This is a genomic window from Deltaproteobacteria bacterium (assembly GCA_019912665.1).
Classification (GTDB): Bacteria; Desulfobacterota; GWC2-55-46; order GWC2-55-46; family GWC2-55-46; genus UBA5799.
Genome location: JAIOIE010000022.1, coordinates 112164 through 139160 on the forward strand (window position 1 = coordinate 112164; position 26997 = coordinate 139160).

Annotated in this window: 24 protein-coding genes, 1 tRNA gene and 1 pseudogene; 19 read left to right on the forward strand and 7 right to left on the reverse strand. The window is 48.0% G+C overall.

Features of this window, described 5'->3' with window-relative positions; all coding sequences use genetic code 11:
* Window positions 1-89 precede the first annotated feature (89 nt).
* The 11 genes and pseudogenes from clpB to K8I01_12125 all read left to right on the forward strand — a co-directional run bounded on the left by clpB (window position 90) and on the right by K8I01_12125 (window position 10779).
* Window positions 90-2726: an ATP-dependent chaperone ClpB gene (gene clpB / locus K8I01_12075; protein ID MBZ0221155.1), complete on the forward strand. Its 2637-nt coding sequence runs from the start codon at window positions 90-92 to the stop codon at window positions 2724-2726.
* Between the two features lie 112 nt (window positions 2727-2838).
* Window positions 2839-3276: an Hsp20/alpha crystallin family protein gene (locus K8I01_12080; GenBank protein MBZ0221156.1), complete on the forward strand. Its 438-nt coding sequence runs from the start codon at window positions 2839-2841 to the stop codon at window positions 3274-3276.
* Between the two features lie 15 nt (window positions 3277-3291).
* On the forward strand, window positions 3292-3609 hold the full coding sequence (locus K8I01_12085) for a DUF1844 domain-containing protein (GenBank protein MBZ0221157.1): 318 nt from the start codon (window positions 3292-3294) through the stop codon (window positions 3607-3609).
* A gap of 69 nt (window positions 3610-3678) precedes the next feature.
* Window positions 3679-5175 carry a DegQ family serine endoprotease gene (locus tag K8I01_12090; protein ID MBZ0221158.1) on the forward strand — a complete coding sequence of 499 codons (1497 nt, stop codon included), beginning with the start codon at window positions 3679-3681 and terminating at the stop codon, window positions 5173-5175.
* A 31-nt stretch (window positions 5176-5206) separates the two neighbouring features.
* Window positions 5207-5821 carry a UbiX family flavin prenyltransferase gene (locus K8I01_12095; protein ID MBZ0221159.1) on the forward strand — a complete coding sequence of 205 codons (615 nt, stop codon included), beginning with the start codon at window positions 5207-5209 and terminating at the stop codon, window positions 5819-5821.
* A gap of 80 nt (window positions 5822-5901) precedes the next feature.
* On the forward strand, window positions 5902-7179 hold the full coding sequence (serS, locus tag K8I01_12100; GenBank protein ID MBZ0221160.1) for a serine--tRNA ligase: 1278 nt from the start codon (window positions 5902-5904) through the stop codon (window positions 7177-7179).
* Window positions 7180-7298: 119 nt separating this feature from the next.
* Window positions 7299-7383, forward strand: a tRNA-Ser gene (locus tag K8I01_12105).
* A 196-nt stretch (window positions 7384-7579) separates the two neighbouring features.
* Window positions 7580-7963, forward strand: a complete 384-nt coding sequence (locus tag K8I01_12110; protein ID MBZ0221161.1) for a metallopeptidase family protein — start codon at window positions 7580-7582, stop codon at window positions 7961-7963.
* A 572-nt stretch (window positions 7964-8535) separates the two neighbouring features.
* Window positions 8536-9750, forward strand: coding sequence for a cation:proton antiporter (locus K8I01_12115; GenBank protein ID MBZ0221162.1), 1215 nt, complete (start codon window positions 8536-8538; stop codon window positions 9748-9750).
* Between the two features lie 393 nt (window positions 9751-10143).
* The gene (locus tag K8I01_12120; protein ID MBZ0221163.1) at window positions 10144-10428 is read left to right on the forward strand and encodes a nucleotidyltransferase family protein; all 285 of its coding nucleotides are present in this window, start codon (window positions 10144-10146) and stop codon (window positions 10426-10428) included.
* Window positions 10425-10779, forward strand: a pseudogene (locus tag K8I01_12125) (DUF86 domain-containing protein). Before K8I01_12120 ends, K8I01_12125 begins: the two are co-directional and overlap by 4 nt.
* A 14-nt stretch (window positions 10780-10793) precedes the next feature.
* On the opposite strand, the gene K8I01_12130 reads toward K8I01_12125, so the two are convergent.
* Together K8I01_12130 and K8I01_12135 are read right to left on the reverse strand one after the other, a co-directional pair.
* Window positions 10794-11069, reverse strand: coding sequence for a hypothetical protein (locus K8I01_12130; GenBank protein MBZ0221164.1), 276 nt, complete (start codon window positions 11067-11069; stop codon window positions 10794-10796).
* A 241-nt stretch (window positions 11070-11310) separates the two neighbouring features.
* Window positions 11311-11838, reverse strand: coding sequence for a hypothetical protein (locus K8I01_12135; protein MBZ0221165.1), 528 nt, complete (start codon window positions 11836-11838; stop codon window positions 11311-11313).
* Between the two features lie 323 nt (window positions 11839-12161).
* On the opposite strand from K8I01_12135, the gene K8I01_12140 reads away from it, so the two are divergent.
* From K8I01_12140 to K8I01_12150, 3 genes are read left to right on the forward strand one after another with little or no spacing between them, the layout of a single operon-like run.
* Window positions 12162-13370: a DNA cytosine methyltransferase gene (locus tag K8I01_12140; GenBank protein MBZ0221166.1), complete on the forward strand. Its 1209-nt coding sequence runs from the start codon at window positions 12162-12164 to the stop codon at window positions 13368-13370.
* Window positions 13297-13746, forward strand: coding sequence for a very short patch repair endonuclease (locus K8I01_12145; protein ID MBZ0221167.1), 450 nt, complete (start codon window positions 13297-13299; stop codon window positions 13744-13746). Before K8I01_12140 ends, K8I01_12145 begins: the two co-directional genes overlap by 74 nt.
* Window positions 13700-14629 carry an HNH endonuclease gene (locus K8I01_12150; GenBank protein ID MBZ0221168.1) on the forward strand — a complete coding sequence of 310 codons (930 nt, stop codon included), beginning with the start codon at window positions 13700-13702 and terminating at the stop codon, window positions 14627-14629. The genes K8I01_12145 and K8I01_12150 overlap by 47 nt, the downstream gene beginning before the upstream one ends.
* A 57-nt stretch (window positions 14630-14686) precedes the next feature.
* Here the strand turns inward: K8I01_12150 and K8I01_12155 are convergent, their stop codons facing one another.
* A complete protein-coding gene (locus tag K8I01_12155) occupies window positions 14687-15853 on the reverse strand; it encodes a hypothetical protein (protein ID MBZ0221169.1) in 1167 nt (388 codons plus the stop codon).
* Between the two features lie 415 nt (window positions 15854-16268).
* Between K8I01_12155 and K8I01_12160 the strand changes: the two genes are divergently transcribed.
* Genes K8I01_12160 through K8I01_12170 form a run of 3 tightly spaced genes read left to right on the forward strand, consistent with a single transcriptional unit; the run spans window position 16269 to window position 20569 of the window.
* Window positions 16269-18365, forward strand: a complete 2097-nt coding sequence (locus K8I01_12160) for an ATP-binding protein (protein MBZ0221170.1) — start codon at window positions 16269-16271, stop codon at window positions 18363-18365.
* A gap of 3 nt (window positions 18366-18368) precedes the next feature.
* Complete coding sequence (locus tag K8I01_12165) at window positions 18369-19463, forward strand: hypothetical protein (GenBank protein MBZ0221171.1); 1095 nt, start codon at window positions 18369-18371, stop codon at window positions 19461-19463.
* Window positions 19460-20569 (forward strand): DNA cytosine methyltransferase, encoded by a 1110-nt coding sequence (locus K8I01_12170; protein MBZ0221172.1) that lies wholly within the window; start codon window positions 19460-19462, stop codon window positions 20567-20569. Before K8I01_12165 ends, K8I01_12170 begins: the two co-directional genes overlap by 4 nt.
* A 215-nt stretch (window positions 20570-20784) precedes the next feature.
* Here K8I01_12170 and K8I01_12175 read toward each other — a convergent pair whose 3' ends face one another.
* The 3 genes from K8I01_12175 to K8I01_12185 form a co-directional block, all read right to left on the reverse strand.
* Entirely contained in the window at window positions 20785-21144 is a 360-nt protein-coding gene (locus tag K8I01_12175) for a pilin (GenBank protein MBZ0221173.1), read from the reverse strand.
* Between the two features lie 97 nt (window positions 21145-21241).
* Entirely contained in the window at window positions 21242-22252 is a 1011-nt protein-coding gene (locus K8I01_12180; GenBank protein MBZ0221174.1) for a tetratricopeptide repeat protein, read from the reverse strand.
* Between the two features lie 48 nt (window positions 22253-22300).
* On the reverse strand, window positions 22301-23359 hold the full coding sequence (locus K8I01_12185; protein MBZ0221175.1) for a hypothetical protein: 1059 nt from the start codon (window positions 23357-23359) through the stop codon (window positions 22301-22303).
* Window positions 23360-23574: 215 nt separating this feature from the next.
* On the opposite strand from K8I01_12185, the gene K8I01_12190 reads away from it, so the two are divergent.
* Both K8I01_12190 and K8I01_12195 read left to right on the forward strand, forming a co-directional pair.
* On the forward strand, window positions 23575-24369 hold the full coding sequence (locus K8I01_12190) for a recombinase family protein (protein MBZ0221176.1): 795 nt from the start codon (window positions 23575-23577) through the stop codon (window positions 24367-24369).
* 180 nt (window positions 24370-24549) lie between these two features.
* Window positions 24550-25473 (forward strand): hypothetical protein, encoded by a 924-nt coding sequence (locus K8I01_12195; GenBank protein MBZ0221177.1) that lies wholly within the window; start codon window positions 24550-24552, stop codon window positions 25471-25473.
* Between the two features lie 84 nt (window positions 25474-25557).
* Here K8I01_12195 and K8I01_12200 read toward each other — a convergent pair whose 3' ends face one another.
* Window positions 25558-26553 carry a DUF945 domain-containing protein gene (locus K8I01_12200; GenBank protein ID MBZ0221178.1) on the reverse strand — a complete coding sequence of 332 codons (996 nt, stop codon included), beginning with the start codon at window positions 26551-26553 and terminating at the stop codon, window positions 25558-25560.
* Window positions 26554-26997 lie beyond the last annotated feature (444 nt).

A 26997-nucleotide genomic window follows, 5' to 3' on the forward strand; every position in this document is an offset into this window, starting at 1 on the left:
GGGGCGTGCCTACATTATAATGGAATTGACCGGAGAGGCCCGGAGTAGAATACCTTTCCCCGATGGGGAGGTAAAAAGGAGCGGAGGCCATGAGGCTCGACAGGTTCACGATAAAATCGCAGGAAGCCCTGCAGGATGCGCAGCGCGTTGCTGAATCTATGGAGCAGCAGGAGGTGGCCCCCGAGCACCTTCTCCTCTCGCTCCTTTCGCAGGAGGGCGGAATAGTGCCTCCTCTCCTCCAGAGGATAGGCGTAAACACGAGGCTTTTGAAGGGCCAGCTCGAGGACGCCATGAAGCGCTTCCCTAAGGTCTACGGCGCAGGCGGCGAGGTCTATCTTTCGCAGAGGCTCAAGGCCGTCCTCGACGGCGCCATGAAAGAGGCGAGGGAGATGAAGGACGAGTTCGTCTCCGTCGAGCATATATTTCTGGCCATAGCCGGAGAGAGGACGGGCGAGGCTTCCCGGATACTCGCCTCCCACGGGGCGACAAGGGACTCCATAACAAAGGCCCTCAGCTCCATAAGGGGGACCCAGCGCGTAACCGACCAGATGCCCGAGGAGAAGTACCAGGCCGTCTCCAAATACACCCGGGACCTTGTCGAGCTTGCGCGCTCCAATAAGCTCGACCCCGTGATAGGCAGGGACGAGGAGATACGGCGCGTCATCCAGGTCCTCTCGAGAAGGACCAAGAACAACCCGGTCCTTATAGGAGAGGCCGGGGTAGGGAAGACCGCGATAGTCGAAGGGCTCGCCCAGAGGATAGTCGCAGGGGATGTGCCAGAGACCTTGAAGAACAAGAGGCTACTCGCCCTTGACCTCGGCTCCCTTATAGCCGGGACAAAGTACAGGGGCGAGTTCGAGGATAGATTGAAGGCGCTTCTTCGCGAGATAACCGAGTCGCAGGGCGAGATAATACTCTTTATCGACGAGCTCCACACGCTCGTCGGCGCGGGCGCGGCAGAGGGGGCGATGGACGCATCCAACATGCTGAAGCCGGCGCTTGCCAGGGGCGAGCTACGGTGCGTGGGCGCGACCACCCTTGACGAGTACAGGAAGTACATAGAGAAGGACGCGGCTTTAGAGAGGCGGTTCCAGCCCGTGCAGGTAAAGGAGCCAAGCGTCGAGGACACCATAGCCATCTTGAGGGGGCTAAAGGAGCGCTATGAGATACATCACGGCGTAAGGATAGCCGACCCCGCCATAATAGCCGCCGCCGTCCTCTCGAACAGGTACATAACTGACAGGTTCCTGCCGGACAAGGCCATTGACCTCGTGGACGAGGCCGCCTCGCGCCTCCGGATAGAGATAGACTCCATGCCCACGGAGATAGACGCCATCCAGAGAAAGATCATCCAGCTCGAGATAGAGAAGCAGGCCCTTTCCAAGGAGACCGACAGGGCTTCCCTTGAAAGGCTTGAGAAGATAGAGAAGGAGCTTTCGGGGCTCAAGGAGGAGAGTATTTTCCTCAAGGCACACTGGCAGCGAGAGAAGGAAATCATAGGCCGGATCCGCGAGACGAGGAAGAAGGTAGAGGAAGTGAAGATCCAGGCAGCCCAGGCCGAGAGAACAGGCGAGCTCGGGAAGGCGGCGGAGCTTAAATACGGCAGGCTCTCCGAGCTCCAGAAGCAGCTCGAGGCCGACCAGGCCGAGCTCTCGAAACTCCAGGACGGCCAGAAGATGCTTAAGGAGGAGGTCGGCGCCGAGGACATAGCCGAGGTCGTCTCCAGGTGGACGGGGATACCGGTCGCCCGGATGATGGAGGCCGAAAAGGAGAAGCTCCTCAAGATGGAGGAGGGGCTTAGAAGGAGGGTCGTCGGCCAGGACGCGGCCTTGAAGTCCGTATCCGACGCGGTAAGGAGGGCCAGGGCGGGCCTCCAGGACGTAATGAGGCCGATCGGCTCGTTCATATTCCTCGGGCCCACGGGCGTCGGCAAGACCGAGACGGCAAGGGCCCTGGCTGAGTTCCTCTTTGATGACGAGCGGGCCATGATACGGATTGACATGAGCGAGTTCATGGAAAAGCACTCCATAGCACGTCTCATAGGCGCGCCCCCGGGATACGTCGGCTACGAGGAAGGCGGATACCTTACCGAGGCCGTAAGGAGAAGGCCTTATTCGGTCATACTCTTCGACGAGATAGAGAAGGCGCACCCCGAGGTCTTCAACCTCCTCCTCCAGATACTCGACGACGGCAGGCTTACTGACGGCCACGGCAGGACCGTGGACTTCAAGAACACGGTCATAATAATGACCTCGAACATCGGGAGCCAGTACATAACCGAGCTCGGGGAATCCGAGTACGAGGAGATAAGGAAGAGGGTCATGGAGGTGCTCCGGGTGACCTTCAAGCCCGAGTTCCTGAACAGGATTGACGACATCATCATATTCCACCCCCTTACCAGGGAGCACATGAAGTCCATTGTGGAGATACAGATACTGGGCCTTCAGAGGATACTCCGGGACAAGAACATAGAGCTTGAGCTTACCCCGGCGGCCAGGGAGTATTTTGCGGACAAGGGCTACGACCCGGTCTACGGGGCCCGTTCCCTTAAGAGGCTCCTCCAGAAGGAGGTCCAGGACGCGCTTGCCCTTAAGTTCCTCGAAGGCGAGTTCGGCGAGGGCGACAGGGTCCTAATAGACTACCGGGACAACAGGCTCGTCCTTAAAAAGGACGGCAGCGCAACCGGAGCCGAGCCAGTGGAACGGAGGGCTGCCTGGCGCACCTGAGAGCGGTTTTCAGCCCGTCTGTATCCTTGACAAATGCCTGATTATGAAATAAATTAAGACTTACGAGTTTTTTTCTTGCCGGTCAGCTCCGGGCTATAACCGAGGTGCTTCCGTGGCCCTTAAAAAGAAAGACCCCTTCAAGGACCTCCTCTTTCTCCAGGAGAGGATGAGCCGCATATTCGACGAAACGCTCCTCAAATACAAGACTTCCGGGGGTAACCACTGGTATCCCCCTGTGGACATATACGAGACCGAGGATTTCCTGGTGCTCAAGGCTGAGCTCCCCGGGGTGGAGTCCGAAAGCGTGAGCGTCGAGGTGAGTGAAAATACGCTTTCACTCAAGGGGGAAAGGAAGTTCGAAAAGAACCTGAAGGAGGAGAACTACTTCAGGATGGAAAGGTTTTACGGCAGTTTCCAGAGGGCCTTCAGTCTTCCTTACGCGGTAGACAGCAAGGATATCAAGGCGAACTTCCAGGACGGTATACTGAAGATAACCGTCCCCAAGCCGAAAGAGACCGGACCCGGGAACATCAGGATAAAAGTGCAGTAAAAAGGCGCTGCTAAAATGGAACGGAACGAAAAAAACGAAGAACATAAGAAAGAAGGTCCTGAGGGCGGCGGGAAAAAGTCCGGTCCGCTCCCGGCCCTGGATTTCTCCGCCTTCATACTCTCGCTCTCGACCTCTGCCCTCATGAACCTCGGCCTTGTCGAAAACCCTGTGACAAAAAAGACAGAGAAAGAGCCGGAAATAGCGAAGCAGACGATCGAGCTTATCGCGCTCTTGAAGGAAAAGACGAACGGAAATCTCACCGAGGAAGAAGCGAAGCTCATTGACGAGGTCCTCCATGAGCTTCGCCTCTGGTACGTGAAACTGACGTCATAAGCCCCGGGCTTTGCAGCTTATCCTGGCGGGCCGAATAGAAAAACCCCCAATATTTTCGACAGGAGCACAATGAACCAAAAAAGAAAAGGCTTCGGGCTCAAGACCATCGTGCTTGTGGCGATTATCTCGGTAGTCGCGGGCGTGATGATCACGGCCCGTTTCGATATGACGAACACCACCACGGCCCAGAACTTCTGGCAGGACGCGGATTCGAGCCCGCAGGTGACCGGGGCCGTGCCAAACAACTTCGTGGAGCTCGCAAGAAAGCTCTCTCCCGTGGTCGTGAACATATCCACCACCCAGGTTATGCAGGAGAGGCCCACAATGCCGTTTCCCGAGTTCAGGGGCCCCTTCGAGGAATTTTTCGGCGACGACTTCAGGAGGTTCTTTGAAGAGCCGCCCGGAGGGGAGATGAAGCGCCAGAGCCTGGGCTCGGGCTTCGTACTCAACGCAGAAGGCTACATACTCACCAACTTCCACGTCATAGAGAACGCGACCGAGATAATCGTCACGCTCTCCGAGGACAAGAAGGAATACAAGGCGACGGTGGTGGGGCAGGACCAGAAGCTCGATATAGCCCTCATAAAGATAAAGCCGGAGGAGAGCCTCCCCATTGCGGTCATGGGCGACTCGGACAGGCTTCAGATAGGTGAGTGGGTGCTCGCAATCGGAAACCCCTTCGGCCTCGGCGGTACGGTGACAGCAGGCATAGTAAGCCAGAAGGGGAGGGTAATCGGTGCGGGCCCGTACGATAATTTCCTCCAGACCGACGCATCCATCAACCCCGGCAACTCCGGCGGCCCGCTTTTCAACATGAAGGGCGAGGTCGTGGGCGTAAATACCGCGATAGTGGCAGGCGGCCAGGGCATCGGCTTCGCTACACCCATTAACATGGTAAAGGAAGTGCTCCTGCAGCTGAAGGAAACAGGCAAGGTGACCCGAGGCTGGATAGGTGTAAGCATTCAGGAGCTTACCCCGGAGCTCGCCAAATCGTTCGGGGTCAAGGAGGCGAGGGGAGTGCTAATCTCGTCGGTAAACGCCAACGAGCCGGCGGACCAGGCGGGCTTAAAGGCCGGGGATATCATCATATCCTTTGACGGCAGGCAGGTGAATGAACTTAGCGACCTGCCGAGGGTGGTCGCCACCACTCCCCCCGGCAAGAACGCGGAAGTGAAGGTCCTCCGGGACGGCAAGGAGCGGGTCTTCTTCATAAAGGTGGGGATCAAGGTGGACGAGGAGATCACCGAGCCTGCGGCAAACCAGGATAACGGCTCTCCTGATAAGAGGCTCGGGATATCCGCGCAGCCCATAACCCCCGAGATAGCCAAGCGCCTCGGCAAAAAGGAGACGGACGGTGTCATTATAAACTCGGTCAAGCCCGACAGCGCAGCAGCCGAGGCGGGCTTGAAGAGGGGAGACCTCATTAAGGAAATAGACAGGAAGCCCATAAGGAGCATGGCAGATTACAGCAGGGCGCTTAATGAGGCGGAGAAGAACGACATAGTCCTTTTCCTCGTCGAGAGGGGCGGGAATACGATTTACGTTATTGTGAAGCCGCGAAAATAGGAGCCCCGGCGGCACGAAGGGAAGTGGAAGATTGGCTGGATATCTGTTGGCCCTTACAGGGGCAAGCGGCGCCGCGTACGGGCTTAAGATAGCGGGCGAGCTTCTTTCAAGGGGAGATGACGTGGAACTCGTCATCTCCCCTTCGGGTTTTATTATCCTCAAGGAGGAGCTGGGGATAGAGTGCTCTGAGGCGGATGCGCCGGAGCGGATACGCGATTTCCTCAAAGGGTACGGGCGGCCCTTCAAGGGGCGCTTGAGGCTCGTCCCCCATAAAGACCTAGCCGCCTCTGCCGCAAGTGGCTCATCCCTTGTAAAGGCCATGATCGTCTGCCCGTGCTCAATGGGCACTCTCGCAAGGATAGCCGCCGGCATCTCCGGAAATATCATCGAGCGGGCGGCGGACTGCATGCTTAAAGAGAGGCGGCCACTTGTGCTCGTCCCCAGGGAGACGCCCTTGAGCACCATCCATCTCCAGAATATGCTCAGGCTCTCGGAAGCCGGGGCGATTATCCTTCCTGCCATGCCCGCCTTCTATCACAAGCCCGCCGGCATCGAAGAGATGGTCGATTTCGTCGCCGGAAAGGTGCTGGACGTCCTCGGAATCGAGAACAGCCTCTTCAAAAGGTGGAAAAAGGAAGGGGATTAGCTTATAATCGCCGCGTCCGGGAATCGGAAGATTTCACGGGCACAGCCAAAATAAACGGTTAGACGCAGAGGAAACGAAAAGTGCTCGATGTAAAGTTTCTGAGGGATAACCTCGAAGAGGTCGAAAAGAGGCTCAAGACAAGAGGGGGCGCCGTAGACCTTTCAGGCTTCAGGGAGCTCGATTCTCGTAGGAGGAAGCTCCTTACAGAGGCAGAGGCCCTGCGGGCCAGGAGGAACGCCGTCTCCGAGGAGGTCGGGAGGCTCAAGAGGGAGAAGAAGGACGCATCCCATCTTGTGGCCGAAATGCAGGAGGAAGGCGCGAAGCTCAAGGCCCTTGAGACAGAGGCAACAGGGGTCGATGAGGAGCTTAATAAATTCCTTCTGGAAGTCCCGAACGTGCCGCACTCTTCCGTGCCCGTTGGAAAGGACTCGACCGATAACCCGGTCATAAGGTCGTGGGGCGAGCAGCCGGATTTCAAATTCTCCCCTGTTGAGCATACTGAAATCGGAGAGGCCCTCGGCATACTCGATTTCGAGCGGGCCGGGAAGATATCCGGGGCGCGGTTCTCGCTCCTCGTGGGCGCGGGCGCGCTCCTTGAGAGGGCGCTCATCAATTTCATGCTAGACCTCCATACGAGGGAGCACGGATATACGGAGGTGCTTCCGCCCTTCATGGTCAAAAGCGCGGCCTTACTCGGCACGGGCCAGCTTCCCAAGTTCAGGGAAGACCTCTTCAAGGTGGAGGGCTCGGACCACTTCCTCATCCCCACTGCCGAGGTCCCGGTAACGAACATATACTATGACGAGATAATCGAGGAAGAGCGGCTTCCCATAAGCTACGCCGCCTACACCCCCTGCTTCAGGAGCGAAGCAGGCTCCTACGGGAAAGACGTAAAGGGGCTCATACGCCAGCACCAGTTCGAAAAGGTAGAACTTGTGAAGTTCTCGCACCCGGATTCTTCGTATGACCAGCTTGAGCGCCTTACCGGGAATGCCGAAGAGGTGCTTAAGAGGCTCGGCCTCGCCTACAGGGTGGTCACGCTCTGCACCGGCGACATGGGTTTTGCGTCGGCCAAGACCTACGACCTTGAGGTGTGGCTTCCCGGACAGGGCAAATACAGGGAGATTTCGAGCTGCTCGAATTTCGAGGACTTCCAGGCTAGGAGGGCGAACATACGCTTCAGGCCAAAGGGCGGGAAGCCCAGGTTCGTGCACACGCTTAACGGGAGCGGCCTTGCGGTGGGCCGGACCCTCGTCGCGATACTTGAAAACTACCAGCAGGAGGACGGAAGCGTCATCGTGCCCGAGGCCCTCAGGGCCTACATGGGGGGCCTTGAAAAGATAGTCAAAAAGAGTTAATTTATAAGAAAGTTTTCTGTCATTCTGAGCGTAGCGAAGAATCTCAAACTACTCAGAAATGATAAATAAAAGTAAAACCAGCTTCAAAACCTTTCCAGCACCACCTCGCCAACATATCCGGAGGGTTAGGCTAATGGTAAGTCACCGGTCTTGAAAACCGGCGGGCTAACGCCCTTGGGGGTTCGAGTCCCTCACCCTCCGCCAGATTTTTGTGAATTTTGCGTCAGGTAGCGACAGTTCTTTAAAAATGTTGGGTTGAAATTATCGGCAGCCGGGGTAGGGTGGGCACCGCCCACCATTTCATTTTCCACTCCGTTCCTAATCTTCTCCGCCGTTTCTCCCGGAATGTACCTTCCATTTCCATTTGAATTCCGCATCTAAGAATAATAAATTAACTGTTATGGCTTACAGGGTAAAAGAATCGGACTTCAGGACGATTGCCGCTCACGTGCTGGACGGCCTTCCCGTCGAGTTCAGGAGGCGGATGGAAAATGTCGTGATGGTCGTGGAGGATTACCCTTCCGAAGAGGACGCCGCAATCGCCGGGGTCCCGCGCGAAGAGCTATTAGGGCTCTTTCACGGCGTATCCCGTTTTGAGCAGGAGTGGTATGGCGGCGCATCCGGCCAGCTTCCCGAAAGGATTGTGCTTTACAAAAGCAACATAGAGTCAATCTGCTTTACGGAAGAGGAGCTTGTCGAAGAAATACGCCTTACCATTCTCCACGAGATAGGTCATTATTTCGGACTGAGCGATGAAGAGATCGAGAAGTATGAAAAAGAGTAAATAACGAAACCCTTTTGGTTCTTTTAAATGCATCATACTACCTTCTCTCTTCTCCGACGTCCTCCCAGAGCACATTCCCATTCATCCAAAGCTTCGTCATAGAATATATTTCAAGTAACCAGCCCCATACTTTTCCGAATAATTAAATGCCCTGGCCACCGCCTCGAACTCATTCATCTCGAATCAATCTGTGAGCAGAAATGAATTGAGGAGCACCCTTAATGAACTCTCGAAAAAATGACTCGGGTAGCGGGAGAGAACCGGGGAGAGAGTTTATTCTGATATTCGCCAAATACGATTTCGGGCGAAATAAGTCCTGTTTTTGTTGCCCTGCTCAAAAAGGTATTATAAAATTCCATGCGAGATACAGATAACACCCAGTCAACCAGCCCGGCAGTTAAAGAGCCGTAAGCTAATCCGGCCCGGAATACGGACTTTAAGGGGGGCGTTCCGGGAATTCCCAAGAAAATTCGTTCCGGTAAAATAACGGCAGCCAGCTCATTCCAAGGGGGCGGCTCGCGCAGAGGGGGCCTGAACGGGCCCGTGTCCTTTAACCAGAAACGGAGATTTTAATGGAAGCCTCGGAATTTTTTCTAAAGCTGCTTTTGCTCTTCCTTTGCGCCAAGGTCTTTGCCGAGGTCTTCGCGTATCTCAAGCTCCCGTCCGTCATTGGCGAGGTCATAGCAGGCATACTCATTGGGCCGAGCCTATTGGGCATCATCGCGCCCGAGGAGACGTTTTATCTCCTGGCGGAGATCGGGATATTGCTTCTCCTTTTCGAGGTCGGCCTTGAAACCGATGTGAGACAGGTGCTCAAGGTCGGCGGGCAGGCAATATCTGTTGCCCTGACAGGCATACTTGCGCCCGCGCTCCTCGGGTTCTGGGTTTCGCATTATGTTTTCGGAATCGAGCTCATCCCGGCGCTCTTCATAAGCGGCTGCCTTGTGGCCACCAGCATCGGCATTACCGTGAGGGTGATCGGAGACCTCGGAAAACAGAACACCAGGACCGCCCGGGTCGTCATTGGGGCCGCGGTTATAGACGATATCGTCGGCGTGGTGCTTCTCGCGCTCCTTTACGACCTCGTAGTGAAGGGGCAGATTAGCGTGATGGACACGTCGAAAATAGTCCTCTTTATAATCGTATTCCTGCTCGTCGCTCCGGTGCTTGCGAAGCTCCTTGTGCCGGTTATCGCAAAGTTCTCGAAGATAAGCAGGACAAAGGGGCTGATACCGACGGTCATCATCTCCATGATTCTCGGGCTTGCGATCATATCGCATGAGATAGGCGCGCCCGAGATGCTGGGCTCATTCGCCGCAGGCATAGCGCTGGCCAGAAGGTTCTTCCTGCCGCTCGGAGCCGAAATAGAGCACTATAGCAAGACGGTGGCAAAGGACGTAGAGGAGAGCATGAAGCCCATCATAGACCTCTTCGTGCCGATATTTTTCGTGATGGTGGGCGTCTCCATAAACTTCAAGGAAATAGATTTCGCTTCAACGGCGTTCTGGAGCTTCGCCGGCGCGCTGACCCTTCTTGCCATAATAGGAAAGCTCGTCAGCGGCATCTGGGTAAAAGGGACCTGGAGCGAAAAGTTCTCAACAGGGCTCGCGATGGTGCCGAGGGGCGAGGTGGGCCTCATATTCGCGGAGGTGGGCAAAAGGGGCGGCGTTTTCGACGAGAACACGTATGCCGTGATAGTCTTCATGGTGGCGCTTACGACGCTTCTGGCCCCGCTTGCGCTCCGGTTTTCCATGAGGGGCATCAAAACAGAAGAGGCCCCGGCGTGAGGGCGGTACGATATTCTATTCAAAACAAAAGGGGTTACGGCTATCCGTAACCCCTTGATTTTCTTGGCTCCCAGGGAGGGATTCGAACCCCCGACCCGGTGGTTAACAGGGCTAAAGGACCAAAAATCGCAACTCCTTGATTGAAGGCTGGTTTTCCCGTTTTGCTTTAAAAATCGAGGGCTTGGAAGGTCTTTGGTGAGTTTGCCAGTTTGGGGATTTTATGCCTGTTTAGAGAATTTTGGTCACAATTTGGTCACAGTCCAAGAACGGCGAGACGAAAGAGTCCTATTCCATTTCTGCGTGCCTTATCATGCCCTTGCCAAAAAGCTTGCCTGAGCCAGCTTGATTGGTATAATCTTTGTAATCAAGCGGAGGTGCATCTTGAATACCGAGCTGAAAAATATAAAAAAGAAATTAAGCAAGTATAAGCCCACTCTTGAGGAGCAATACAAGATTAGGGAGATCGGAGTTTTTGGCTCCTATGTCCGTGGCGAGCAGAAGAAAAAAAGCGATTTAGATATACTCGTTGATTTCTATGAGCCTATAAGCCTGCTTAATTTTATACGCCTTGAAAACCAGCTTAGTAAATATTTGGGTATTAAGGTTGACCTTGTCATGAAGGATGCATTGAAGCCGAGAATCGGAAGCCATATACTGAAAGAGGTAGTCAATATATGAGGGAGTTCCTGGATTATGTTGATGACGTGCTAGACGCAATGTCAAAGAGCCCAGGAATTCACTTACGGATTGGATTTTAAAAAATTCTCCAAGGATGAAAAGACGGTCTTTGCGGTTACAAGAGCTATAGAGATTATCGGAGAAGCAGCTAAGAAGATACCATCATCAGTAAGAAAGCAATACCCTGATGTCCCGTGGAAAGAAATGGCAGGCATGCGGGATAAGCTAATTCATGAATATTTTGGCGTGAATCTCCGGGCCGTTTGGGATACTGTAAAAAAGGACATACCCGCCATAAAGCCTACCTTCGAGAAGATCAAAGAGGATTATCAAAATAAACAGTCATCATAAACACCAGTATTCCTCTATACCCCATCTACTTCAAACCATATTCCCCAAAAGTTTTTGGATTTGTGAGATATCTTTCTGCTTGTCTTCAGTGTCTCAAAAATCAGCCCGGTCGGATAGAGCATCTGAATCCACTTGAGAGCATTTAGATCACCCAGCTCAAGCACCCTTTCAATCACATAGCGCGCGCTTTTTCCCAGGTCAACCTTCTCCGGATCGACATACCAAAAAAGATGATAAAACTCGCTTGGGACAGCCGCTTCCTTTATGAAATTAACTTTCTTGGATGGCATAGTAGTGATGCTTGAATTGTTCCTTAATATGGTATGGTGTAGTTATTACACCATACCATATTAATTAAATAACACCCATAACACACGGCGCTCTTTGAATATCCATTTAAAAAATTGGTTTTCGGCTAAGCTCGGCAGGATAGAGGCCCATAAAAAGGGCGAAACTGGGTCACTACTATCGAGCCCGTGAATAATTACATAAAAGGCAGATAAAGGCAAAGATAGGCTATGTGCCGCTATCCTAATGTGTGTAGTTGTTTTCTGTTTCCTCGACAACCTTCCTTAGCGCCTCTATGGAATATTTATATCCTATGGCCGACATAGGCATCCTGTTAATCTTGTGATTGATTTGTAGGATTTTGGCGTTCTCGATCCCGCCATCCATGTGAATATAGACCTCATAGTGATAGGCGATATCGTTCATGGAGCCGAGGACGCTTCGGCTTGCAGTTTTGGAAAAGCCTATCTGTCGGTATTCTGCGCTGACCTTTTCGAGGACCTTCGGCCCGAAGCCCTCATACTTCAGGTTGAGCATGAGATGAACCAGGAATTCCTGCTCAATGTGTTTTAGGTTTTCCTTAAGGACGGCAGGAACCAGGAAGGAATAGAGGCTCTTTTCATTGGTGAATAGAAGGCATTTTCGTCTTTCGATCCTCAAAAGATTAGCATACCAGTTGCCCAGGCCCTCTGAAGAACTGACTTCGCCAGGGTCGGAAAACGATACGTTGAGCTCCTTTAAGAGCTTTTGGGTACTATAGAGGATTCGCATGGCTTAGCACCGAATTTATTAACTCATTGATTTATTAGCACAAAATTGCTGAAATGAGAAGCCGCATAATTGAGATAAAAAAATTCTTATCTCAAATTAGGTGCTTTTCTTGAGATATGAAAAATTTACATTATATCGGGTAGATCAAAATTGAGATATGCCATATTAAGTAGCGCTGTTTCTTGATTAAACCGGGCTTCAATTTGAAAGCAAAATATGTTACTTATATCCGAGCCGTATCAGCCTGGGGACAAGCCAGTCTCGTCAGGAACTCTTGGAGAAATTTGACATGGTGAAACTCCCTTCTTAGCAGAGGCGATCTGATGAGCAAAAAAAGAGACGTATCTAATCGCTTCCGCCTGATAGACTTGTTTTCCGGTGCCGGGGGTATGACCCTTGGTTTTACAAAGGCATTCGGAAATAATTTTGAGTCCGTTTGGGCGAACGATAATAATAAGTACGCAGTCGAGACATACAATGCCAATTTCGGAAACCATTGCGTTTTAGGAAATATAACGGAGTTGCTCGATAATCCTGAAATCGAAATTCCTAAGGCCGATGTGGTAATTGGAGGGCCTCCATGTCAGGGATTCAGCCTTCTCAACAAGAACCGCGATTCGGATTCGAGAAAGCAACTATGGCGTCCTTTCCTCGAAGTGGTCGAAAGGTCCGGGGCCGATATTTTCTTAATGGAGAATGTACCACAGCTTCTTGATTCTCCGGAGTACGAGCAAATCGTAGAAATAGCCAAGTCCCTGGATTTCCGGATTGCATCGGCTAAATTGTGCGCTGCGGATTACGGAGTTTCTCAGAGGAGATGGAGGGCTTTCATATTGGGATGCCGTTTTGCGGATCCCTCATTGGTATTTCCTCCAAAGAGAACCCATTATAATCCGAATAACGGATATGATCCCAAACATTCGCAAAAGGTAACGGACTATATTTCCAATCCACTTTCCTGGCGAACGGTAAGGGACGCCATCGCCGATCTTCCGGCTCCGCTCGGCAAAGAGATACGAATTGAGCCTGCTCCGCTGGATATCCACTTCGGGCGCACGCCTACGCCCCTCAGCCTGAAACGGTATAAGGCCGTGCCCAAAGAAGGCATGAATCGTTTCGACCTTCAAAGACGTGCTCCCGAGTTGACGCCCGAATGCTGGATCAGAAAGACCAAAGGGGGTACGGACCTCTTCGGGCGTCTTTGGTGGGACAGACCGGCCTTTACCATTCGAACCGAATTTTTCAAACCGGAAAAGGGCCGCTATTTGCACCCGTCCCAGCACAGGCCAATTACTCATAGGGAAGCCGCAAGGTTTCAATCCTTTCCGGATTCTTTCTGTTTTACAGGGACTAAAATAGAAATAGCCAAACAGATAGGTAACGCCGTTCCCCCGCTTCTTGCAGCGCGTGTTGCGGAATGCGTTCAAGCCCTTCTATTATCAAGAAAAAAGAAATCCAGTGGTAGACATACTTACACCGAAACAAAGAAGCACCCTGATGGCGAAGGTCAAAGGACGGGATACCGCTCCTGAGCTTATCGTCCGAAGCCTGCTACACCGGATGGGTTATAGATTCCGGGTTCATCGTAAGGACCTGCCGGGAAGCCCGGATATAGTCTTGCCCAAGTATAGCAAAGCTATTTTTGTGCACGGATGCTTTTGGCATGGCCATAAGGGATGTAAGAAGGCAGCACGTCCTACAACAAGGGTAGAGTTCTGGAACAATAAAATCGACGGAAATATCCAAAGGGATATCAGGGTTCGTAAAAAACTTGAGTCATCGGGTTGGAAGGTGCTGGTCGTATGGGAGTGTAAGACCAAGCAACCTAAGCAACTTATACGTATGCTGGAGAGGTTCCTAGTTGAGCAAAAAGCGAAATCAAACAGAACCGGAAGCCGTTCGACTTAAAGTCGAGGCTTTGCTTAAAAACTTCGAGGCTGAGCTTGGGTCGGCTGATCTTCGAGCCAAAGTGCTTGCATTGGTTCCGGTGTTTCACGAGTTGAGGCGCTTGGGCAGAATACTGATTCCGTCCGAGTACGCTTCTGCCGCAAGGGATAGAATCCTCTATTACTTCCGTAAATATCCAATGACGGTTATTCATAGCGATGAATTGCTCGTTATCTCAGGTATTCAGGAATACGCACGCCGCATACGTGAGCTGCGCGTCGAGTTCGGCTGGGCAATAGCAAGCGGTATGACGATAAAGGAAATGTCCGAAGACGAGGAAGTTCCGGACAATCTGAAAACGATGAGACCGAGCGAATATATTTTGCTCAGGGCCGAGCAGGATCGAGATGCTGCGCATCGTTGGAATATGGCCAATACGATCCGAAAGCAGCGCGGTTCCGTTCGCGATAAAATTCTGGAATTCTTAAGAGCAAATGTCGGTCGAGAAGTTACCAATGAGGAACTTCGTTATGTAGCCGGAGATAAGACGGAATGGGCACGGCGTGTACGCGAGTTGCGAACGGAATTGGGCTGGCCTATAGCGACGAAATCTACCGGACGCCCCGATATGAGTATAGGGGTTTACGCCTTGGAAGCGGATCGTCAAAGCCCCGAACATGATAGACGTATCCCGGACGATATTCGTAGCGAAGTATTACGACGAGATTGGTACAAATGCAAAAATTGCGACTGGTCGCATGACGAATGGAACCCGTCGGATCCAAGACATTTGGAGCTACACCATATTGAGCACCATGCTAAAGGTGGAGAGAATATTGCCGAAAATCTGAAGACTCTTTGCACGGTTTGTCATGATAAGCTGCATAAGGAGGAAAAAGGTTGATAACTGAATTGATTGTGAGTGAGCTTTGCCAAATGTAAGGGTGCTCAGATTATAAACTCATTTTACAAGATGATTTGTCAACTCGATTTTTTCGTACCCTTTTCTTCTCTGTAAAATCAATCTGTTTTTCTCTAAATGGATTACGACATGCCAGTAAAAACGCGATTCAGATTGTGTAGTGTGCATGCCGTCAAGCCATTTTTTGAATTCTTTAAAAGGGATTAGTAAAATCGTTTTTTCAGAACCGCATCCAAATGCTAAGTACGAGTTTTCTGCCTTCTCCAATGCTTCCTTTTGGTAATTATGAAATGCGAACCAAAAAGATTTGATCCCTGCTCTTATATGTTCGCGTGAAACGACACAAAGTAGATGGAGTAATTCGTCTGAAGTTATATAGGTGGCCCGTGATAATTTGACTAATGGCTTATTTAGCACCTTTTCTATTTTTGAAATGCAAGCCTCATTAAAGCTTACCGGCGTAAACTTTGGCTGCTTTTTATCCGATTCTACCGCTTGAGTTTCCAATTCCTCTTCAATTTTAACGTTCTCGGTAGTCGAAAAGACAAGATCGATAATACCATCAACCTTCGTGTATTCCTGAGGCGTGAGAATCGCACGGATTTTTTGCATAATACCGGGATCCTCAATCTCTTCCTTTAAATTTAACAATCTAATTAAGGAATCGACGCTTATCAAACGTATATCCCATGCATATTTGGAGCCACGTATTTGTGCCTCTAGGCCTCCGGTATCTTCTCGTCCAACCACGATGAGCATGGAAGAGTTCTCGTTTTCAATATCGCCCGATTTGATCAATGAGCGTCTATATCCAGCTATAACGTCCAGATCAAGTCGGTATGCATCCGTCGTTTTTACCTCAACGACAATCGATGCTCCTTGAGATGTCTTCCAAAGTCCGTCATGTCCAATTTGCGATGCTTTGCCCCTGTACCTGCCGTAGCTGACGATAAATCCGAGTCGCCTCCCAATCTGATTTATTAAATCCTGTAAGGCATGTCCGCTATCTTCGAATTTCTCATGGAGACACTCCAGGGCATATGCGGAAAGTTTTTTTGAGGGTACAAGTGATAGAAAATCGCGAACTTCTTTGGAAGTATCCTTGTCATCTAACAATTTTCCTGAGCCTGCAAGAGCAATTATCTGTCTGAATAATTTATTCTCAAGCTCATTGCGTGATGACGTCCAGATATTTACCAAGCTCATTTTTGCCTCCGATCACATGCCCCGATTCATTTATTACAATCCGTTGATTTTTGTCAATGCAATTTTACCGAACTGGCGTCAAACCCTGCGTCGAGTCCACGGATACATGACCGTCTAGAGTGAGCTGTCGAGTAGAGGCCTACCGCTACTCAAATTCCGCTTCATGGAAGCCCCTGGACTGTCATTGCGGGTGGTAGCGGTCCTGGCAGACAGGAAAAAATTTGTTGATAACTATGCGGTTATTATAATATATTTAAGCGATATGCGAGCGAATTACGACGAGGCTTAATTTTTCTGAAACTAAATAGATACAGAGTAAATCAAATAAGCGTTGAGCTAAATTGAAAAAAGGAACTGTCAATTGAATAAGCCGGAAAATAATAACAATACTCCTCCTCCTCAAATCCCATTCAGAATGCATCCACGTGTATTTGCGGCTTTGGGTGCTGATTTGGTTACAAATGATGTGGTTGCGCTTATTGAATTAGTGAAAAATTCTTACGATGCATTTGCAAAGGAGATTTGGATCAGATTCTGTCGAGATGAGCAAGGCGGTGCTTACATAGAAATCGAGGATTCCGGAGTGGGTATGAACCGGTATACCATTGAAAACATATGGTGTGTTGTCGCAACTCCGTTCAAATTAAATAATCCCACGATTAAATTGGATGAGAAAGAAAGAAGAGTATCAGGGGAAAAGGGCCTAGGTAGATTATCTGCTGCAAGGCTTGGTTCCAGTCTTTTAATGCTAACCAAATCTATTGATGAACCATGCTGGCAAGTAAAGGTGAATTGGGGGGAAATTTCCGATGCCGACTCTTTGAATTCATGTTATGTGTCTATTTCAGAAGAAGTTTCTCCATTTAAAAAAACCGGTACATTGATAAAAATTTTTGGATTAAATTCTGATTGGGATGAGGGAATGATCGATGACCTCAAAGATAATCTCGCAAGATTGATTTCTCCTTTTATTAAGGTTGACGACTTTGATATTTATGTTCAAAGTGAATTTGACAAAACTGATAATCCGGCAAAGATTACTTCTCCTAAATTTCTCTCAAATCCTAAATATCGACTTAAGGGATCATTCAAAAATAATTCTCTAAGTTGTAAATATTTTTATTCTCCGATGAGAATTGACAAGCCACGTTCTGTTGAATTGAAGCTTGTGTGGGATTTGATTTTCCGCTCCCTAAGCGATATCGAACGGCAAAAACTTAAACAAGATAAGACAACATGCGGGAATTTTGATTTTGAGATAAGAGCTTGGGATATAGATTCTGATGGTATTGAGGAAATTGCGGAGAATTTTCGAATAAAAAAATCCTCGATTCGAAACTACATTAGAGCACATAAGGGAATTTCTGTATATCGTGATGGAATTCTCGTCCTTCCAAAATCAGACAATGCCAGAGATTGGCTTGGTTTGGATTTGCGACGAGTTAGTAAAATCGGAACGCGTTTAAGCACGAGTCAAATTGTTGGACATGTTTCAATTACCAAGGAGCAAAATCCAAAAATAAATGATACGAGTGATCGTGAGCGATTGGCATCGACTAAGGAGGTAAAAGAACTCGAAACTATTTTGAAGGCAGCTGTTGGGCTCCTGGAGAATGAAAGGGATTCCGATCGAGTTAAGAAGGAAATAGAAAAGCCGCTGGAGAATTTATTCGAGGAACTCTCGGCTGATGATTTGCTTGCAGAGGTTTTATCTATTGCTGAAGATGGTGCCCCTGCCAGTGATGCCCTTCCGATTTTAAAAGCTTTTAACGAATCTCTTGATCATGTCAGGAAAACAATTCAAGATCGTTTTGTTTATTATAGTAGAATGGCAACCGTTGGTACGATAGCTCAGATGTTGGTCCATGAAATACGAAACAGGACAACAATTTTTGGCCTTTTCCTTAAGCAAATTAATCAAAAATTCCGTCCCTTCCCAAGGGAAATTGAAGAGAACTATCAAGCAGCTGATATGGCTTTGAACAGTCTTGAGCAACTTGCAGAAACCTTTGCGCCATTGGCCAGTCGATCTTTTAGAAGACGTAAAAGAGATTCTAATCTTAAAGAGAGAATTGATGCTTGTTTAAGTCTACAGAAAAAGGAAATTGATAGGCTAAAAATTAGAACAAAAAATATAAAAAATGCTGAAATACATGTTGCCGTAGATCCGGGAGAATTGGATGCTATTCTGTTGAACTTAATAATCAATGCAGTTTATTGGTTGCCGCAATCAAAACCCGAAGGCCGCGTACTTGAATTTAGGGTCTATCCAATTGCAGGTGGCGAGAGAATTAGATTATGTGTTGATGATTCTGGTCCTGGGATTCGCAAAGAGGATGTCAAAAAAGTTTTGTGGCCGGGCGTAACCAGAAAGCCTGGTGGTATAGGAATGGGCCTTACTGTTGCAGCGGAACTTGTTGCGGAATATGATGGACGGTTGAGCGTAAAGCATCCCGGCAATCTTGGCGGAGCATCATTTATTTTTGATTTACCATTAAAACAGAGAGGCTAACTAATGAGGGTCCTCTTTATTGAAGATGACAGAGCTGTTGTTGAGCCTACAAAAAAACTTTTAGAAGCTCAAGGTGATAAGTGCATAGTTGTTAATTTTTCAGACAGTGAGGGGGAGCTTGCAAGTTTTCAGCCGGATGTCGTTGTGTTAGACCTCATGGGAGGAGCTGGCTCTGAGGATCTGGACGGGAATGCCGGGCAAAGATCGTTTGTCTCGATTCGTGATAAATGGTTTTGCCCTTTAATCGTCTATTCTGCAAACCCAGATCTTTTTGACAATGAATATAGTAAGCATCCTTTAATTGGGAAAGTAACTAAAGGACGAGATTCTGAGGAGTTATTACTTAAGAGAATAAATGATTTTAAGTCTTGTACTGATGGCATAAGTGCCGTAAGACAGGATGTTGAAACCGTTTTGCATCGTACATTAAGGGATTTAGCACCGTTGATTTTTTCTCAACCGGAAACTGGTATTCCAAAAGAAACCGTAATCCAACATATGGGGCGACGTCGATTATCAGCTCATCTGGATGATGGCTCCATTCTGCGTACAAAATTGGCTCCATGGGAACATTATATTTTCCCTCCACTGGAAGGGTCTTTAAAATTAGGGGATCTGCTTTATATAGAAAAAACTGATCGTACTAACCCCGAATCCTACAGACTAGTGCTTACTCCATCATGTGATTTGGTGAGGACGCCCTCCAGAGAGCCCATCGCAAATATTTTATGTGCAAGATTTGAAAAAGCCGATGTATTATTTACAAAAGGAAATGTTAGTAAAAAGAAAGATAAGCTTAAAAATATTCTTTCACAAGGTTTCATTAAGGAATTTATTCCCTTCCCTGGTTTCCCTGGATTAATTCCGCCCATGGTAGCTAATCTTAAAGAGCTTGAGTTAATCGAGTCTAAAATTATCGGAGATGAATCTGCACCAGGTATTCAATATTTGAGAATTGTTTCAATGGATAGTCCTTTCCGTGAACAGATATCTTGGGCTTATTTGAATACTGGGTGTCGTCCAGGTGTTCCAGATCGTGATTTTGAGCTTTGGGCTAGTCAATATCTGCCAGAAGCTGTGGGAGAGGCTAAGAAATGAAGGCCGTTGATTTCTTTTGTGGTGCTGGCGGCCTCACGAAAGGCTTACGGCTTGCAGGTATTAATGTTTTGGTGGGCATTGATCAAGAAGAGCGTTGCCGCGAGACATATAATTTTAATAATAAGCCATCAAAATTTGTATGTTCCGATATCAAAAAAGTTAATATCGATGAACTAACCACGCAAGCCGAGGAATTATGCACAGAACCTAACGAACTACTTTTTGCAGGTTGCGCGCCTTGTCAGCCATTTAGTCCTCAAAGAAAATCAAAGGAATATCGATCAGACACAACTATTCTGGGCGAATTTGGAAGGTTAATAGAGCTTTTTTTGCCTGGACAAATTCTTATGGAAAACGTTCCTGGAATTTCCAGAGTTAAAGGATTTAGTACTTTTAAAAGATTTCTGAAGCTTTTAGATAGGAATGGGTATTCTATTGCCTGGGATATCCTAAATGCAAAAGATTATGGCATACCCCAAAATCGTAATCGTCTGGTACTAATCGCAATGAGAGGGATTAGTGCTACATTACCTGAAAAAACGCACGGGCCAGGACTCTTAAAATATATTACAGTAAAGGATGCGATTGCAAAATTCCCGAGAATAAAGGCCGGAAAATGCGATGCAAATATCCCTAATCACGAAGCGGCATTGTTATCAGAAATAAATTTAGAGCGGTTGAGACATACTCCTCGTAATGGAGGAAGTCGAAATTCTTGGCCGGAAAAGCTGATATTGACATGTCATAAAAAAGGATATAACGGCCATACAGATGTCTACGGTAGGATGTCATGGAATAAGCCAGCACCTACATTGACGGGGAAATGTAATAGTATTTCAAACGGTCGTTATGGACACCCTTCCCAGAATAGAGCCATAACCTTACGTGAAGCGGCTGCATTACAGACTTTTCCTGATGACTATGTTTTTTTTGGCCAAAAAGGTAATATTGCGCAGCAAATCGGAAATGCCGTTCCGGTAGTGCTTGGAAAAATACTCGGAGACCATATAGTTAAACTCAGAGCAAACTCGAAAACGCAAAAGCATTCAGCTGTTCAACAAAGTGAAGCAGCTACAGAACAAGCTGCTACCACGGAGCTATATTAGTTGACTTTCATTCGCAACCCCCTCCTTACAAATCCATACATCACCCACATCAAAATCACAAGCCCAATCGCGATATATACGAGGGAGATTTCGTAGTTCATTGTTGCCCTACTGAATCCGGTTAGAAAAGTCATGCCCACAAGAGTTGCTGTTATCATTTTTAGCAGAAAAGGCATCTCCTCATGGATTTTGTTCAGAATTTTTTGCATATGAATTTAGCCAAGCCCGAGCAAATCCGCTAGAACGAATTTGGTAATGGCATAGGCGGAAAAGATTATTATTAAGCCGACCGTTGCATAAAAGAAAGTCAGCTTTCCCCTCTGGACCATCTCCGCGTTTCCTCCTGAAAGCATCCAGGTATAACCACCGTATACAAAAACGGCCAAGGCGATTGAGCCGACTACGCCCAGCGCGCCTCTAATGATTACGCCGATAAGTTTTTGCGGGGAGTCTACATTGAGGGGGTTGTCGAGGCAAACTGCGTCAGTTGGACATTTGTCTCCAACTGCTTTAACTTCAGGCACATTAAAAAGGATGGCAGAGAATAAAATGATACATAGTGCTATTTTCCTCATATTTTCAAAAAATTAGTTTACATAATTATTATACAGGATTTAATTTTTTCTGGCAAAAAAGGCCTGTTCTCATGAGAACAGGCCTGCATCTTAAAAATTACCTCCTTACCTTAAAAGTTATTTTCTGATCTTTATCCACCCTGATTTTGAATTGCCTTGCACAGGAGGGCAATTCAGAGAGCGTCCAGGCATCAAAGACATTGCCGTCCGGACACACGATCTGGAATTTGTCGTCAGGCGGAGAGCTTACATCCCGATACACACCAGAGGGTACATCAATCCATGATGGTGTCTGCTCTCCGGCCTTTACGAATAAAGTGTAGGTGCCAGGCTGAAAAAGAACTTTATCAGGTACCTCCGCTTCAACTACGGTGCTACCGAGGTAGTCTATTGCAAAAGCCCTGTGGTGTTCAGTTACTTCTTCCTTCCCCGGCTTTGTTGCCAGTTCCTTGGCCTTGCTTAGATGGTAACGGCCAAGGGCCTCTCGGTTGAGCGCATACTCATCCTCATAGGTGTTATCGTATCTTGCTGCCATGCCGAGCAGGTCCACCTTGGTTTCCTCGGTCTCGGCAGCCTTGCTTGAAGAATGATAAAGCTCACCTATTGACTTGCTTAACTCCTGGTCGTATGACACTGCAAGAGACAGTAGATCGTCTCTTCCATAGCGCTTGCCGGTTTCAAAGAGGAGTAAGGCTATTTCCTTCCTCAGGCTGGGTTCATAGTTTATTGCTCTCCTGAAGAGCTCATTAGCCTCAGCCAGCTTGCCAGCACTCAGAAGAGACTTTCCGGCATCTTTATACACATCGCCTATTTTATAGCCATACTTCGGGTCGAGCTTTACCGCGCTTGCAAACCTTTCATCAGCCTGACTGAAATTGCCCCTCTGAACAAGGCAGACTCCGAGAAGGTAATGTGCCTCTGGATTTGCAGGATTTGCCGTGGCCTGGTTCGTCTCATCGCCATATATCTCCTTTTCAAGAAGCGCTATGGCCTGAGGGTACATCCCAGCCTGCATGAACTCCTTTGCCTTGCTGACATTGCCTGCATAGCTCTCCGTTGCGAAAAGTAGCGCACAGAGCAGAAAAACCGCAATCACTATCCTGTTCATAGCTAACCTCCTTAATTAAGAAATCTATGTTCTGTTAAAGGACAGAAATTACTTGTCCTCATCCGATAACGGCATCTCGTAGATAGGGATTTCATTTGCTCTGGATTGGTTTATGGAAAGCTCAAAGCCCTTAATGGGCTCTCCGAAACAGCGCGGCGAAGGTAGGGTGAATCCGACCTTGTCAAAAAGAAGCGAAACGGACTTAATATTCTCTTTGTCTACTGAAAACCAGTCTGTATTCTTTACATGTTCACCTCGTTTAATCGCGGCTGCTATGGAAAGCGTTTCGGCAAAGCATCCGAAGGTAACACCCCTTGATAGCCGGAACATCTTGTAAGAGACTGCTCCGAGCACATATTTGAGTTTGGGGGAGTAACCGTTTCCCGCATCCTGTCTAATTACCACTTTCTTGGATTTTTCGTACTCCTCCGGGCTTAAATTCGAGGGCTCTGCCACATCAATAATAAGAAGCTTTTTGTCTTTACGCCTAATAAGCTCAATAGCGACGTCGTTAAGTCGTATTTTCTTGCTATGCGTACAGGCTACAACGGCATCAATCTTTCCAACCTCTTCAAAATTTCTGCATACCGAAATCCTGTATGCATTGACTATCCTTTTTAGGGCGGAATGGTTCGGCCCAACCCCAATTATTCCATACCCCTTCTCACGGAGGTCCTTAGTTACAAGCTTGCCAAGAAAACCATAAGGCCCCAAGACTGCAATCCGACTGTTTTCTGGTTTAAGACCTGCTTCCCTGAAAGCACGATCAATTTCATTCAAAAGAATTAAAACTGTTCCATTGTCTCCAATAGTAAAGATGAGCTCCGGGAATAGTTCTCTTAATTTTTGGCCATTACAGAATAATCTCTTTGTTGCCGCAGCCAGTAGGATAACTTTTGCCCCGTTCTTTCTCGCCCACTCAGTAGCAGCAATAAATTGTTTTTGAGCTCTTTCACGACCGTGATCAGACAGAAGGTCTTCGGTTAGAGTATTGATGACTCTGGTTCTACCAAGCACATTCCCGATTGCGTATCTTGGCCCATTAAAGTGACCCTCCTTCGGATTCCATCGCCCCAGATAACGCCTCTTATCCACATCGTCGCGCATATTCGAAATGAATACCGCGTCCAGAATAGGTTGCCCTCTTAGCCTTCGTAGGTGAGTTCTCCAATCGAATAAAGCAACGAAAAAGCGCCACAGATTCCCAATCACTGCCCATCCCCTCGAAGTCCGCGTATTGACTGAATTTTTTAAACAAACTAGACTAAAAAGTAGGTTTTAGCTCCGCTTTACAAAGAGGAGCTTAAGTATCAGCAGGAGGTATGCGTCAAAAGAAAATGGTCGTGGCCTATTGCAGGGTCTCGACCCTGGAGCAAAAGAAGAGGGGGTATGGGATAGACATCCAAATCAGGGATGCTTCTCTTTTTGCTGAACGAAGTGGATTGCTGGTAGAACGATTTTACAAAGATGAGGCTGTAAGCGGGGTGAAAGAGGACCGAAAAGAGCTCCGGCGCTTGATGAAGGCCTGCAAAACCGGCAAGGTCGGGGTTTTGATTCTTCCTTCCCTGGACCGGCTCTCAAGGGAGGTCCGGATATCCGAAAATCTCTTTTATGAATTCAAAAAGTTAGGGGTCAAGGTCCTGATCGCGGATATGCCTCAATACAACGGCGAATCCAAGGACGTTTTGCTCAGGCAGATACTGGCGGCTGTGGCCGAGGAGAACAGACGAGGCATTATCGAGAGGTTATGTAAGGGCCGTCAGGAGCGCGTCAGAAAAGGGCGGTTCCCCGGCGGCAATCTCCCTTACGGGTATACGAGAGAAAATAAACGTGTCGTCATTAATCCAGTGGAGGCCGAGTGCGTTAGATTGGTCTTTCGCCTGGCCGAGCAGGGCTTTACGGGGCAGAATATTGCTGACGAGCTTAATCAAAGGGGTTTTGTCCTAAGAAATGGGAAACCTTGGACACAAAGGCAGGTATCGCGAATTCTAAAGAAAAAACGGCTCTATCGAGAGGGATTGATACGCTACGGAGATATCGAAGGGGAAATGGAAAATCAGCTAATCTTAGCAGATTATATGAAAGAAGGGGCTCCGTTAGAAGGATCTCGCTCTTGACAAAATCTTTAAAAAATGGATAGATATTAGGACATTGTACCTTAAAAAACGAAAACAGCTTCGCTTTGTAAAACGGAGCTGTTTTAGTTTTTTGGGTCTCTTTTTATCAGAAGTGTGGTATAGAGTCAAAAATATTCTTAGCTTAAGGGCTATTGAATTTAGCTATTAGGGAGTGAGTAAATGAATAATGATATTGAGTTAGCTGCTGAGGGTGTTAAGAGGGTCATATTGGCATCTGCACCAGAGCGGATAGAAGATTTTAATCACATTTGGAAAGAATATAATCCGCAAATTGTATTCACGAAGGACAAGAAGGATTTTTCAATTCAAGCAGGACCGTTTAATTCGATTATTTTTAATCATAAAACTATGTGCAAAATTTGGATTCTTGGATTTGCCATGCAAAAAGCATTTAATGCGTATTCTTCTTTGCTAGCAATGGCACAGCTACTGCGTTTCAATATTTCAGATACAACTTTCAATGATGATGAATTAATAGAGGCCGAGGCTGAAATCCAATCTCTAATATCTAGTGTATTGAATTTGGCAGATCTCGAATGTATTGATGATTTCCAATGGCCAGAAAACATACCACTTCCTATTGGTAAACCAAAGGACCTCGAAGGGAGCCTCGTTTTTGACCTGCTATGCATGGCGGCAGCTTACTGCTTTTTACATGAATTGCAGCATGTCATAATTAATGCTTCAGGTGAAGAGATAAAACCAACTGAAGAGGAAATGAGATGCGACGAATTCGCACGAAAGTTTCTTTTGGCACATATAGAAGAATATTCCAAAGTAAGTGGCTATCCTTTAATGGCAGTAAAGAATAAGCGTGCCATGAGTATCGCGCTTGCAACTGTTGTAATCTTAGTATTTACACCTAAAAAGAACTGGTATGGGTCGATTACTCATCCTTCGGTTGGTCAAAGAATCTTAGCTCTTACAGATTACTTAAATCTTTCTGAAAACGATTTGTTTTGGTCTTATTTTTCTTCTTTATTGTTGTCTCAAATAAGAAGGGATCGGATTAAATTAGAAGATCTTATAATTCAGAATCAAAAGGACTTTTGTTTACAGCTTATTAATTTGCTAAATAAATAGCCCTATATTGGTTATTTTTATAGATAAACGATGCTATTATGGATTTAGAAAAGGAGATACCTTTAGGTATCTCCTTTTGTATTTTTAGCCATCAAAGGCCTTAAACTCTTGGGCAGGCAGGGCCAAAAGCCTTCCTCCTATCTTTTCGAGCTCTAAGCTTCCTTCCCAGCTTTCCTCCTTCTGCGCCGCCTTGGTCACGGCATTGGCTATGCCATAAGCGTCGGGATCCGGCTCAGAGCCGAAGGCCAAAAGGATGTTTTCCTTTTGGGCTTCGCTCAAACCGTAGTGCTTTACAAGGTTGTTTATGACTCCTTGTGGATTCCCGATCTTAATTTCAGTGGAATCCCTTAATGATCGGACGATCTCGCCGAAGCGCCCGAAAAGCTCCCTTATGGACCTCCGGATTGCGAGATAGACCATGTCGTCATCCAGCTCTCCATTCCCGCCATTCCCATTCCCGAGGTGGACCTGGCGAGTCGTCAGCTTCTCTATGACCATGCCGTTTGTGCATTGAACTCTGAAGATCCTCGGCTCGACCCGTAGGGCCTTGTGACCGGTCTCAGAGTTGGTAAGGAGCAGCCCGCCGATTATAAGGTCGTCCCTGTGCCGGATGAAGTCCTTCAGGTGATGGCTGCGCACTTTGACATACATCTCCGTCTCTGAAAGATAGCAGTCCTCGATTTCAGCCCTATTCGCCTGAAGCTCGTTTAAAGAGCAATACAGGAAATCGAGGTGGTCTATTACCCTGTAGCGGTCGCTTAGGAAAGCCCGGACCGCATTCCCCAAGCCCCTTATGAAGACATCCTTCTCCATCCTCGTCAGCCAGGCGTTGACATTACCTGCAAGAAGATGCGGAGCTTCGGCCTCCATGCGGTTGTAATACCGGGCGGGAATATCGAGCCGCTCGGCTATCTGTTGATGGCAGGGCTTTGTGATTGCAAGTAGGGAGTCACGGCCTGGAATTTCCAGCATAGCCCGGCCATCTTCAACTTTCATGTCGATGACTGAAGTGTTGAATTTCCTGTCCCATTTGAGGGGATGCTGCTTTTCGAGCGTCTGAAGCAGTTGAATCAAGTCCATAAGTCCTCCTTTTTGAAAAGAAATTTGAAAAGAGCAAATCTGGTTAGAGAATAGAACGGAGGACGGAAATCGATAAGGCGGGTGATTTTGCCTTTGTAGGCAAGTTCGCTTTAAAGCGGCAGTTTCTGGGCTGTTGGCGAGCTTGGTTGAGTTCTTCTTAATAGAATTTCCCTTTCGACCTCTTTCCTTGGCCTGCAATATTGAGCTCTGGAATTGGCAATGATTTGTTCCTTGAAGGAGAGTGTAGGCTGGGGAGGTGGAAGGGTAATGGCGCTGAAGGCCTCTGAACTGGCTCCGTCAATCATCGGACCTGCCCCCCGTAAACTGTGCCACTTGTAATTAGAATGGGGTCGTAATAAAACATTCTAAACAAGGAGGCTGGGTATGAAGAAGAGCCGGTACACGGAGGAGCAGATTGTAGGGATTTTGAAGGAGGGGGAGGCC

What these genes read in the sequence shown, in the direction of transcription:
- clpB (MBZ0221155.1), top strand. Translation starts at nt 90, where the DNA reads ATGAGGCTCGACAGGTTCACGATAAAATCGCAGGAAGCCCTGCAGGAT.
- K8I01_12085 (MBZ0221157.1), top strand. Translation starts at nt 3,292, where the DNA reads ATGGAACGGAACGAAAAAAACGAAGAACATAAGAAAGAAGGTCCTGAG.
- K8I01_12090 (MBZ0221158.1), top strand. Translation starts at nt 3,679, where the DNA reads ATGAACCAAAAAAGAAAAGGCTTCGGGCTCAAGACCATCGTGCTTGTG.
- K8I01_12110 (MBZ0221161.1), top strand. Translation starts at nt 7,580, where the DNA reads ATGGCTTACAGGGTAAAAGAATCGGACTTCAGGACGATTGCCGCTCAC.
- K8I01_12115 (MBZ0221162.1), top strand. Translation starts at nt 8,536, where the DNA reads ATGGAAGCCTCGGAATTTTTTCTAAAGCTGCTTTTGCTCTTCCTTTGC.
- K8I01_12130 (MBZ0221164.1), bottom strand. Translation starts at nt 11,069, where the DNA reads ATGCCATCCAAGAAAGTTAATTTCATAAAGGAAGCGGCTGTCCCAAGC.
- K8I01_12135 (MBZ0221165.1), bottom strand. Translation starts at nt 11,838, where the DNA reads ATGCGAATCCTCTATAGTACCCAAAAGCTCTTAAAGGAGCTCAACGTA.
- K8I01_12140 (MBZ0221166.1), top strand. Translation starts at nt 12,162, where the DNA reads ATGAGCAAAAAAAGAGACGTATCTAATCGCTTCCGCCTGATAGACTTG.
- K8I01_12155 (MBZ0221169.1), bottom strand. Translation starts at nt 15,853, where the DNA reads ATGAGCTTGGTAAATATCTGGACGTCATCACGCAATGAGCTTGAGAAT.
- K8I01_12160 (MBZ0221170.1), top strand. Translation starts at nt 16,269, where the DNA reads ATGCATCCACGTGTATTTGCGGCTTTGGGTGCTGATTTGGTTACAAAT.
- K8I01_12165 (MBZ0221171.1), top strand. Translation starts at nt 18,369, where the DNA reads ATGAGGGTCCTCTTTATTGAAGATGACAGAGCTGTTGTTGAGCCTACA.
- K8I01_12170 (MBZ0221172.1), top strand. Translation starts at nt 19,460, where the DNA reads ATGAAGGCCGTTGATTTCTTTTGTGGTGCTGGCGGCCTCACGAAAGGC.
- K8I01_12175 (MBZ0221173.1), bottom strand. Translation starts at nt 21,144, where the DNA reads ATGAGGAAAATAGCACTATGTATCATTTTATTCTCTGCCATCCTTTTT.
- K8I01_12180 (MBZ0221174.1), bottom strand. Translation starts at nt 22,252, where the DNA reads ATGAACAGGATAGTGATTGCGGTTTTTCTGCTCTGTGCGCTACTTTTC.
- K8I01_12185 (MBZ0221175.1), bottom strand. Translation starts at nt 23,359, where the DNA reads ATGCGCGACGATGTGGATAAGAGGCGTTATCTGGGGCGATGGAATCCG.
- K8I01_12190 (MBZ0221176.1), top strand. Translation starts at nt 23,575, where the DNA reads ATGCGTCAAAAGAAAATGGTCGTGGCCTATTGCAGGGTCTCGACCCTG.
- K8I01_12195 (MBZ0221177.1), top strand. Translation starts at nt 24,550, where the DNA reads ATGAATAATGATATTGAGTTAGCTGCTGAGGGTGTTAAGAGGGTCATA.
- K8I01_12200 (MBZ0221178.1), bottom strand. Translation starts at nt 26,553, where the DNA reads ATGGACTTGATTCAACTGCTTCAGACGCTCGAAAAGCAGCATCCCCTC.